General features: G+C 56.5%; 5 protein-coding genes and 1 pseudogene. 3 read left to right on the top strand and 3 right to left on the bottom strand.

Going from position 1 to position 11,253, the window contains the following annotated elements:
* Position 1: 1 nt before the first annotated feature.
* Complete coding sequence (locus tag RTK01_RS01275) at positions 2-139, top strand: UvrB/UvrC motif-containing protein (protein WP_312279231.1); 138 nt, start codon at positions 2-4, stop codon at positions 137-139.
* Positions 140-171: 32 nt separating this feature from the next.
* Complete coding sequence (locus RTK01_RS01270) at positions 172-2,622, top strand: ATP-dependent Clp protease ATP-binding subunit (protein ID WP_312279230.1); 2,451 nt, start codon at positions 172-174, stop codon at positions 2,620-2,622.
* A 155-nt stretch (positions 2,623-2,777) separates the two neighbouring features.
* On the opposite strand, the gene RTK01_RS01265 is transcribed toward RTK01_RS01270, so the two are convergent.
* Positions 2,778-4,664: a CvpA family protein gene (locus RTK01_RS01265; protein WP_312279229.1), complete on the bottom strand. Its 1,887-nt coding sequence runs from the start codon at positions 4,662-4,664 to the stop codon at positions 2,778-2,780.
* A gap of 285 nt (positions 4,665-4,949) precedes the next feature.
* Between RTK01_RS01265 and ppdK the strand changes: the two are divergent.
* Positions 4,950-7,583: pseudogene (gene ppdK, locus RTK01_RS01260) on the top strand (pyruvate, phosphate dikinase).
* A 234-nt stretch (positions 7,584-7,817) separates the two neighbouring features.
* Here ppdK and RTK01_RS01255 read toward each other — a convergent pair.
* On the bottom strand, positions 7,818-9,605 hold the full coding sequence (locus RTK01_RS01255; RefSeq protein ID WP_312279228.1) for a methyl-accepting chemotaxis protein: 1,788 nt from the start codon (positions 9,603-9,605) through the stop codon (positions 7,818-7,820).
* A gap of 526 nt (positions 9,606-10,131) precedes the next feature.
* Positions 10,132-11,232 carry an alanine racemase gene (locus RTK01_RS01250; RefSeq protein ID WP_312279227.1) on the bottom strand — a complete coding sequence of 367 codons (1,101 nt, stop codon included), beginning with the start codon at positions 11,230-11,232 and terminating at the stop codon, positions 10,132-10,134.
* Positions 11,233-11,253 lie beyond the last annotated feature (21 nt).

Raw genomic sequence — 11,253 nt, 5'->3', positions numbered from 1 at the left:
TCTGGAGCAGAGAGCCGCTGTGCTGCGGGAGGACTTTGAAAAGGCCGCCCAGCTTCGGGACCAGATTCGGGAGTTGGAGCAGGAAAAACCGCAGAACCATGCGCCTGCCAAGGATCAGGCGCCGCCCAAGGCGGAATAACAAGGACTTTCCTTTGAAAGGGGAGAAAAACAATGAATGAGACAAGATTCAGCCCCAAAGCCGAAGAGGCCCTGCGGCTGGGACAGGAGGCGGCGGGAGAGCTGGGCCACGGCTACGTGGGGACCGAGCATCTTCTGTTGGGCCTTTTAAGAGAACCCAACGGCACGGCTCACGGCGTGCTGGAAACCGCCGGACTGACCGACGGCATGATTGTGGAAATTATTAAAAAGAGCGTGGGGGCGGGCCTGCCCGGCGGCAACCCCGCGCAGGGATTGACTCCCCGCGCCAAGCGGGTGGTGGAGCTGGCCGCGGAGGACGCGGCCCGAGGCGGCTATAACTTTGTGGGCACCGCCCATTTGCTGGCGGGCCTTCTGCGGGAAGGGAACAACATGGCGGTGCGCATCCTGCGGACCGCCGGGATGGATGCCAAGCAGCTTTATACCGCCCTGATGCAGAAAATGAACGAGGCTCCCCGGGCGCAAGGCCGGGAGGGAACCCGGCCCTCCGGGGGCGTTCGGGATGACAGTCAGGACAAAACCCTGCGGGAGTTTACCCGGGACCTGACCGCAAGTGCCCGGGCCGGTAAGCTAGACCCGGTAATCGGCCGGGACGCGGAGATTCAAAGAGTGATCCAAATTCTATCCCGCCGCACGAAGAACAACCCCGTTCTGATTGGAGAGCCGGGGGTTGGCAAAACCGCCATCGCCGAAGGGCTGGCCCGGAAAATTGCGATGGGTGATGTGCCTGACGAGCTGTTGGATAAGCGGGTCCTTTCACTGGACCTTTCGGGCATGGTGGCCGGGACGAAGTACCGGGGTGAGTTTGAAGAGCGCATCAAAAAGGCGCTGGACGAGGTGAAGCGGGACGGCGACGTAATTCTCTTCATCGACGAGCTACACACCATTGTGGGCGCGGGCAGCGCCGAGGGCGCGGTGGACGCGGCCAACATCATTAAGCCCGCACTGGGCCGGGGCGAAATCCGCTGCCTTGGTGCGACCACGCTGAATGAGTACCGCCAGTATATCGAGAAGGACGCGGCTTTGGAGCGGCGGTTCCAGCCTGTTCAGGTGGGCGAGCCGACGCAGGAGGCAAGTCTTGAAATTCTCAAGGGGCTGCGCAAGCGGTATGAGCAGCATCACAAGCTGAAAATTACCGACGAGGCCCTCTCCGCCGCCGTAGAGCTTTCTTCCCGGTATATCAACGACCGGTTTTTGCCCGACAAGGCCATTGACCTGATGGACGAGGCCTCCTCCAGAGTACGGATGGAAGAGGAAGAGCCCTCTGAAGAGCTGAAGAGTCTGGAGGAGAAAGTCGCGGCCTTGCAAAAGGACAAAACCGCCGCCGTTGCGGCGCAGGACTATGAAAAGGCCGCCCAGCTCCGGGATATCGAAAAAGATTATCAGGAGCAGGCAGAGCTGGAGCGGGACAAACGCCGCAAAAACAACTCTTCTCACCGCCCGGTGCGGGCGGAGGACGTGGCTGCCGTAGTGGCGGAGTGGACGGGAATCCCTGTCACCCGCCTGACAGAAGACGAGGGCGTCCGACTGTTGCAGATGGAGGACGAACTTCACCAGCGCGTGGTGGGCCAAAGCGAGGCCGTGGCGGCTGTGGCAAGAGCCATTCGCCGGAGTCGGGTGGGGTTAAAGGACCCCAAGCGGCCCATCGGCTCCTTCCTGTTCCTCGGCCCCACGGGCGTTGGAAAAACCGAGTTGAGCAAGGCTTTGGCAGAGTCCATGTTCGGCGACGAGAAGGCCATGATCCGCATTGATATGTCCGAGTATATGGAGCGGCACACCGTCTCTCGCCTGATTGGCTCGCCCCCCGGCTACGTGGGCCACGAGGAGGGCGGACAACTGACGGAAAAGGTCCGCAGAAAGCCCTATTCCGTGGTGCTGTTCGACGAGATTGAAAAGGCCCACGAGGATGTGTGGAACATCTTGCTGCAAATTCTAGAAGATGGACGCATCACCGATTCTCAGGGCCGCACCGTGGACTTTAAAAACACCGTCATCGTCATGACCAGCAACGTGGGCGCGTCCAGCATTACCTCCGCCGGAAACCGGCTGGGCTTTGACAGCGGCGCGGCTGTAAACGATGAAGCGGGAGCCTATGAAAAGGCCCGCGAGCTGGTGCTGGATGAGCTGCGACGCACCTTCCGTCCCGAGTTTTTGAACCGGATTGACGACATCATTGTCTTCCACCGCCTGACGCAGGGGGACATCACCGAAATTGCCCGCCGGATGCTGAAGGCCACCGAAAAGCGCATGTCCGCCATGGGCGTGAAGCTGGAGGCGGACGACGCGGCGGTGGAGGCCCTTGCCAAGGAGGGATTCGACCCCAAATATGGCGCGCGGCCTCTGCGCCGGGCCATTCAGAGCAAGGTGGAGGACGCCGTGGCCGAGCAATTGCTCAGCGGGGGCCTAAAATCCGGCGACACGGCCCACCTCAGCTATACGGATGAAAAGCTCTGCGTGCACAAGTAATATCAGCACCTGCGAAAAATGGCGGTGGACGGTCATATGACCGTCCACCGCTTTTTTGCGCACAGCACAATTACGATTGATGCGCTTGATTATGCGAAAGTTCAGATAGAAACCTTTGCGACCACGTTTGATCGTCCCGCAGAGGGTTAAAGAACTCAAGCAACCTCAGCGGGAGCCTGCACGTCAGCGGGCATCTGCTCCGTCTGCGCTCCTTCGGGCTCCGAAACGTCCGTCTGGGCGGGCGGCAAAACCGACTCCGCCGTTTTGCCCTCTGCCGTCACGCTGCCCGCCGTGAGGATGCTGCCCTCGCTGCCTGCGGTATAGGTGACACGCACCCGGTCGCCCACGTTGAGAATCACCGCCAGAGGATTTTTTGCTGCGCTGACGGCGTAGAACGTGTCCGCTCCCTCCAAGCGCAGAAAGTAGTAGCTGTTTCCGTCCATCACTGCTGAGCGGGTTTCCGCCAGAATGCCCGAAATTTCCTGCTGATCGGAGGGGACCACCTCCGCCTGATCGTTGTCAATCAGTTTATTGTCGGCCAGAGCCGTGCGGTAGTTGATTTCGCACTCCGCAAGGGTGGATCCGGTGGCCACAATCTGATACTGCTGGACGTTGACCATGGCATACATCTTCACCAGACCGTCCGCGCCCTTCAGCGCCATGAAATAGGTGGGCTGCTCGGCGATGTTCAACAGCAGGGGGAAGGTGGCCTGATAGTTCATCTGCTGAACCTTGCTCTGGGCGGAGCCTTGGGCGGAATACTCCGTGGCCCCCGCGATGGAGTAGAAATGCGTCTCCTTGGTCCGCTGATTGCACAGCAAAAAGCCAATAATAGACTCGTCGGAGGTAACGGAGGTGACACCGGTGTACATATACACGTCGTCTCCGATGGCAATATAGTTATAGCCGTCGGTGGTCTGGGTCACGTTGCGCTGGCCGAAAATGGAGTTGAAAAAGCCGTTGTGATAGCTGCCGTAATAGTCATACTGCTGCATCACCAGATCGCTGTTGTATACCCGGTCCACCCAAGTGGGGACATCCTCGTAATACGTGCTTTCGCCGGTGATGGCGTTGGTGAGCACCGCGCCATGGATATCCACGCCGCCAAACAAACCGATGGTCTTCACGATGTGGGCGCTGACCCAATAGGGAACGCCCTCCTCGTCAATCTCAAACACCGGCGTGTCAAACATCATGGTGGGGAACTGAAACCGCAGATGCCGGTTAAGATTGCGGCCAAAGTGCTCTGCCACGGTGTATTTCATGCCCTCGGGAAGGCGAATTACATCCGCGTCCTGCGTCACCATGTCGATGATCAGATAGGCAGGCAGGCCCTGCGCCCGGTTGGTAAACCACTTGATGGCGTCACCATAGGCCAAAGAGGTGACCCGGACGGGGCGGCCCCGGTAGTTAATTTGGGTGTAGGTGCTGAGAATTTCGAACTGGGAAACCATGTCCGCCAGCTCGCCCAGCTTCCGGTTGCCCAGCAGCACGGCGGAGTTTGCGTCCAGCATGGGAATCTGGTCATAGGAAATCTCGTCCACATCCTGCGCAAAGTCCCCCGTCTCAATCGGGAGTAGCTCGCTGTAACTCTTGGCGCGAATGACCACCCAGCCCGCAAGCGAGCCCACCGCCGTCACAATAATCATTGCCAGCGCCAGAGAAAAGGGGATGGTGCATTGTTTTTTTACAAAATGGAAGTACCCCTTCGCCCCGTCGCCCTGAAAGCCGGAGGTGAGCACCGCGCAGCCGCAGTATACCGCGCACAGCAGGAATAGAAACACATAAAACTCTTGACTTTGGAAATTCAGCGCGGGCAGATTTACATAAAAGTAAACCAGCCCAACCGCCAGCGTCACTAGCAGATTGAGCAGCACACGGGTAAATCGATTGCCCACAGACTTGCGGGGCTTGCGCTCCTTTTTGGGACGCGCGGACGGTGGGGGAGGGGCATTGTTTGCGCTGCCTTGAGGGCCGCCAAAGCCCCCGAAGCCGCTGGGATCAAAGCCGTTTCCCGGTGTAAAATTGAAGTGAAAAGGCATATTTGGTTGGCCCTCCTCATAGTTTTTACCTATTTTACAGTTGCTTGTATTATATGTCAAATATGTGAATAAATCAACTCGCTCCGTTTTTAGGCCTAAATTTTACACGCGTTGTAGAAATTGCACAAAATTTCCCTTGCAATTTTTGCTCTCCGTAGTTCGTCTGATTGAATTGTGACTTGTCTTTTCCTTCATATCCCTATATAATGATTCTATTCAATTCTTGAGGCAATCGTTTACTGGCTTTCCCTGCCGCAGGGCAATTCTAAGACGGAGGAAAAACACATGGCAAAAAAATATGTCTACAAATTTTCCGAGGGAAATAAGGAAATGCGCGAGCTGCTGGGCGGCAAGGGCGCGAACCTGGCCGAGATGACTCTGGCCGGGATGCCCGTCCCTCAGGGCTTCACCATCACAACCGAGGCCTGCACCCAGTATTATACCGACGGTCGCCAGATTAGCGCCGGCATTCAGGCGGAGATTGAGGAGAATATGACCTGGCTGGAGGGGGAAAACGGCAAGAAGTTCGGGGACCCCAGCGACCCGCTGCTGGTTTCCGTCCGCTCCGGCGCACGGGCCTCCATGCCCGGCATGATGGACACCATCCTGAATCTGGGCCTGAACGACGTGGCCGTGGAGGGCTTTGCCAAGAAGACCGGCAATCCCCGCTTTGCCTATGACTCCTATCGCCGGTTCATTCAGATGTTCTCTGACGTGGTGATGGAGCTGAGCAAGAAGCGCTTCGAGGAAATCATCGACGAGATGAAGGCCAAAAAGGGCGTGGAAAACGATCTCGATCTGGACGCCGAGGATATGAAGGCGCTGACCGTCAAATTCAAGGAGTTTTACAAGAAGGAAAAGGGCGAGGACTTCCCGCAGGACCCCAAGGTCCAGTTGATGGAGTCTGTGAAGGCCGTGTTCCGGTCCTGGGATAATCCCCGGGCCAACTTCTATCGCCGGATGAACGAGATTCCCTACGACTGGGGCACCGCTGTCAACGTCCAGTCCATGGTCTTCGGCAACACCGGCAATAACTCCGGCACCGGCGTGGCCTTCACCCGTAACCCCGCCACCGGCGAAAAGGCCCTGTTTGGCGAGTACCTCATCAACGCGCAGGGCGAGGATGTGGTGGCTGGCGTGCGTACCCCCTCTCCCATCAGCAAGCTGAAGGACGAGATGCCCGAGGTGTACGAGGAGTTTGCCCAGATTGCCAACAAGCTGGAGGCTCATTACCGCGATATGCAGGATATGGAGTTTACCATTCAGGACCGCAAGCTCTATATGCTTCAGACCCGCAACGGCAAGCGCACCGCCGCCGCCGCTCTGAAGGTGGCTGTGGATTTGGTGGACGAGGGCATGATTACCGAGAAGGAAGCCGTCCTGCGCGTGGACCCCAAGCAGTTGGACGCACTGCTGCACCCCCAGTTTGACCCTGAGGCCCTGAAAAAGGCCGCCGTCATCGGCAAGGGTTTGGCCGCGTCTCCGGGCGCTGCTTGCGGCCGCGTGGTCTTCACCGCCGAGGACGCCAAGGAGTGGTCCGACCGGGGCGAAAAGGTGATTCTGGTCCGGCTGGAGACTTCTCCGGAGGATATCGAGGGAATGCAGGTTGCGCAGGGCATTCTCACCGTCCGGGGCGGCATGACCTCTCACGCCGCCGTGGTGGCCCGTGGTATGGGCACCTGCTGCGTGTCCGGCTGCGGCGAAATCGTGGTGAGCTATGAGAAGAAGCAGTTTGAGCTGGGCGGAAAAACCTATTCCGAGGGGACTTGGATTTCTTTGGACGGCTCCACCGGCAATATCTACGGCGAAGCCGTGGGTACCAGTCCCGCCGACCCCAACACCGGCTATTTCGGACGTATGATGGGCTGGGCCGACGAGTATCGTCAGATGGGCGTTTATACCAACGCCGACACGCCCAGAGACGCTGCCCAGGGCCGCGGCTTTGGCGCGGAGGGCATTGGCCTTTGCCGCACGGAGCATATGTTCTTTGAGGGTTCGCGGATCAAGGCTATGCGGGAGATGATCGTGGCTGATACGTAGGAGGAGCGCCGCAAGGCTCTCGAAAAGCTTCTGCCCTATCAGCAGAGCGACTTTGAGGGCATTTACGAAGCCATGGAGGGTTGCCCCGTTATCATCCGCTTCCTGGACCCCCCTCTGCACGAGTTCCTGCCCACCAAGGAGTCCGACATTCAGGAGATTGCCGGGGAGTTGGGCATCACCGTGGAGAAGCTGAAAAACGTCATCGAGGGCCTTCACGAGTTTAACCCCATGATGGGCCATCGCGGCTGCCGTCTGGCCGTTTCCTATCCGGAAATTGCCGAGATGCAGACCACTGCGGTTATCAATGCCGCCATCGCCGTCACCAAGAAGGGCGTTTACAGCATCACCCCCAACATCATGATTCCCCTGATTGGCGAGGTGAAGGAGCTGAAGTACGTTCGCGAAATCGTGGTGGCCGTGGCCGACAGGCTTATCAAGGAGTCCGGTGTCGACATGAAGTATGAGGTCGGCACCATGATTGAGATTCCCCGTGCTGCTCTCACCGCCGACGAGGTTGCCAAGGAGGCCGACTTCTTCTCCTTCGGCACCAACGACCTGACCCAGATGACCTTTGGCTTCAGCCGTGACGACGCAGGCAAGTTCCTGAACGCCTATTACGAGAAGAAGATTTACGAGTCCGACCCCTTTGCCCATCTGGATCAGACCGGCGTGGGCAAGCTGGTGGAAATGGCTGTGAAGCTGGGCCGCCAGACCCGCTCCGATCTGCACCTTGGCATCTGCGGCGAGCACGGCGGCGACCCCACCTCCGTGGAGTTCTGCCACAAGGTGGGTCTGGACTATGTGTCCTGCTCTCCCTTCCGCGTGCCCATCGCCCGCCTTGCAGCAGCGCAGGCTGCCATTAAGAATCCGCGGAAATAAGGATTTCCCTGATTTGAAGGCGTTATAAGAAGACAAAAGCGCCCCTTGATTTCAACAGAAATCAAGGGGCGCTTTTTATAGCTTCGCAATGCCGGAAAGGGCCGTGCTTGACGGGACGCCGACGCGGCTGCGCGCCGCGATAGACGCGCCCATCCGCTCCGGGCAGTGCTGTGGAAAGCTATGAATATTCATGGGAATGCACCACTACCGGTGGTGCATTCCCATGAACTGTGTTTAATACTTTCCCCGGCCCGCGGTAAGCACCGCCCGGGATTCCGAAACAGCCTCGACCGACTCCGCGCCTGTCTCCGGGTCTTTGAAGGAGGGCTGTACGGCGCTGTCATGATCCTCCAGCTTGAATTTTGCGATTTCATGCTGCAAAGCCTGTGCCTGCGCCGCCAGCTCCTCGCTGGAGGCGGAGCTTTCCTCGGCAGTTGCGGCATTCGTCTGAACGACGGTGGAAACCTGTGTCAGGCCCTCGCTGACCTGCTCTATGGAAGCCGCCTGCTCAGAGGAGGCGGCTTCGATTTCCTGCATTGCCTGCACGACCATACCGGCTTTTCCGGAAACGTCGGCCAGACGCGCAAGAGTATCCGCCGCCAGCTTTTCACCCTCCGCAACTGTGGACACGGACTTTTCAATCAGCTCGGCGGTTTGCTGCGCGGCCTCGGCGGACTTGGCCGCGAGGTTTCTAACCTCGTCGGCGACAACGGCAAAGCCCTTACCGGCGTTTCCGGCACGGGCAGCCTCGACAGCGGCGTTCAGGGAAAGAATATTTGTCTGGAACGCGATGTCTTCCACCAGCTTTGTAATCTTTGATATCTGCTGAGAAGAGTCGCCGATATCTTTCATGACGGTGTTAAGACGCTGCATATACTCGTTGCTGACTGCTGTGCTCTCACCGACCTGATTTACGTACTCAGAGGCCTTTTTTACGCTGAGCGCATTGCTTTCGGCCAACTGAGAGACGCTGGTGATGGAGGAGTTCAGTTCTTCTACGGTCGCAGCCTGCTGGGTTGTTCCCGCTGCCAGAGCCTGCGCCCCGCTGGAAACCTGTCCCGCGCCTGTGTCAACCTGATTTGAAGCCTCGTTAATGGCAGAGAGCACGTTGTTGAGCGATAAAGCGGTTGCTGCAAGGCCATGCTTAATGGGCTTGAAATCACCCTCGTAGTCCAAGTCAACCCGTATTCTCATATCTCCGCCTGCGAGAAGCTCCAGCTTGGCCCCGATGTCCTGTATGTAAGACAGTATCTTTTCATTTGCATTTCGGATGCTGTCAGCCATACGGCCCAGCTCGTCCTTGCTCTTATAAGTAACCTGAGCGCGCATATTGCCTTTTTCGATTTCTTTGTATACGCCTTCAATTTCCCTAATGGGCCTTGCAATCGAGCGGGTAATCATAATGGTGATGATGATACAGAAAAACAATGAAAATAGCGCCGATCCCGCAAGAACAGCCAGCGAGATTGCTCTTGTCCGCGCGGCTTGCGCGTTAAGCTCGCTCATGCGGGTGTTGATGGTTTCCGCAACCTCGTTCACAACATCCCCAACTTGTGAGGCATTGGGAATATACTCGTCGATCAATAGCTGTTTGCCCTGCTCCAGCGAATCGGCAGTGCCGCGCTCTGCATAAGAAAGCAGGACCTGCTGATAGGTCGCATTTTGTTCCATAATTTCATCAAGACTCTTTAGGGTTTCCTCACTTGCACCGGAAGCCGCCCTAAAATCCACCAGCACTTCGTCAAGCCCGGCCTGCTCGGATGTAATTTTATCTATATATTTCTGCTGCTGCGATGCGTCGTCAGTCAGAAACACCAGAGCCATGTACCGTTGCAGGGAGATGTTATACCTGCGCAAAGTCCAGACATTTACGGTGTTTGGAAGAGCGTCGTCCTGATATCGGGTAATCTGCGAATACAGTGTATTCAGACTAAATAAGGAAATAACGGTTGAAATAATCAGCAGAGCAAAAACGGTCCCGAACCCAATGGTTAGCTTTCTGGAAATTTTTAAATTTCTCATAATATATCCTCCCACACCCAATGTTGCTATATATTTTGTGCTTGCAGTGTCAATTTCTCTTTGTGTGTTGCGCCAAAATGGTCTTTTGTCAGCGTGTCTCCGAGAAAGCAAAAGCGCGCATTTCAGCAAACTAAGAACACCAGGAATGTACGTAATTTGTCTTTATTAAAAAAACCAGAGTGTCTGGCAATGCATTTAGAGGCAGAACGGCAGACTATTATATTGCCTAAATTCAAAAAGTTACAAAAATTTATTAATATTCAAAAAGAAGAGCAAAATGTATCATATTCCTTTAAAGACTAATTGTCAATACACTCATATCAGTGGGTTTTACCAAAAGAAGATCATATTCAATGCTAAATATTGCGGTTTTAGCAAATAACGCATTAAACAAATAGCGTAAAAATTTTTTACCTTCATAAATTGCAATTTCAATCCCGGCAGACAGCCTGATTCTGTAAAAAATGAGCAGGGCCTCCGCTTGCGGAGGCCCTGCTAGTAAGTTCAAGAGAGATGGTTGTGGAGCTTAACGCGGTTCTCCGCCCCCATAGGTAATTTCCACGCTGTTCGTGTTGGTCAGATACACCAGAGAGGGGTAGGCCACGTCAAATTCCAGCACGTCGCCTACCTGAATTTGATCCTTTACAGCCTCCACATCCAAAATGGTGTGGTCGGAGGAAGCACCCAGAATCTCCACACCGGGAAGCCGGGGCCTGATGTCGGCAAAATCGCCGTAATCCACTCGGCCAAGAGCCACCAAAGCCCGCCGCCGGATACCCCGGTCTTCGTAGCTTGCAATTTTGCCGAAAGCGTCCACCGTCAGCTCTCCCACAGGGAAGCTGGGCTTGTCCCGGCATTCTACAACCTCCGCTTTGAGGGTAAATACGTCCTTGTGGGTAAAGTCCGGGCTGCATCCGTAAATTTGCCCGGTGAGGACAATTTCGCCCAGACGGAGCAGGTTCATGCGGCAGGGCATGGTCCCGTTCAGAACCATGTACATGGAAGTGGACGCGCCGCCGCTGATATACTCCAGAGGGCGGCCAATGGCTTTTTCCACGTCTGCCGCCAGAGAAACCAGCCCCTGCATGTTCCTTGTGTTGGGCTTCACAGAGCCATAGCAGCTCAGGTTGACGCCCACGCCGATCAGGCGGAGGTTTTTGAGACTGCTTTCGATTTCCAAAGCCGCGTCCACCACTTCCTCCGCGTCCCAAAAGCCCTCCCGCAAATCGCCAAGGTCAATCATCAAAAGAACCTGATGAATTTTACCCTGCCGTTTTGCAGCGGCGTTCATGGCGCGGATGACGGTGAGATCGCTTTGCAGGCTGGCGTCGCTCAATGCCACCGCGTCCTCCGTCTCGGAGAGCATGGGAACGCGAATCAGCATTAGTTGCGCCTCAATCCCGGCGGCGCGCAGGTCGCGGAGCTGATCGATGCGGGAGGTGGCCACGAATCGCACGCCGCTGCGGGCGAACACCCGCGCCACCTCCGGAAGCGCCGTGGCGCCCTTGACAACGCCGGCAACCTCCACACAGGAATCCTGGCAGCGCTCAATGAGCGCTGCCAGATTCTCCTGCAATTTATCCAAATCAATCTCCAATTGGGGATAACGAGTTTGGTTTGCAGACATATGTTTGCTTCCTGTCTTTAA

Origin of the sequence: Oscillibacter sp. (genome assembly GCF_031978065.1) — a bacterium.
Lineage (GTDB): Bacteria > Bacillota > Clostridia > Oscillospirales > Oscillospiraceae > Oscillibacter.
Note: the sequence above shows the minus strand (reverse complement) of the source record. Positions and strands in the feature narration are given on the sequence as shown.

Bases quoted from the DNA above. Each gene is read 5' to 3' on its own strand.
- RTK01_RS01270 (WP_312279230.1), top strand. From the start codon at position 172: ATGAATGAGACAAGATTCAGCCCCAAAGCCGAAGAGGCCCTGCGGCTG.
- RTK01_RS01265 (WP_312279229.1), bottom strand. From the start codon at position 4,664: ATGCCTTTTCACTTCAATTTTACACCGGGAAACGGCTTTGATCCCAGC.
- RTK01_RS01255 (WP_312279228.1), bottom strand. From the start codon at position 9,605: ATGAGAAATTTAAAAATTTCCAGAAAGCTAACCATTGGGTTCGGGACC.
- RTK01_RS01250 (WP_312279227.1), bottom strand. From the start codon at position 11,232: ATGTCTGCAAACCAAACTCGTTATCCCCAATTGGAGATTGATTTGGAT.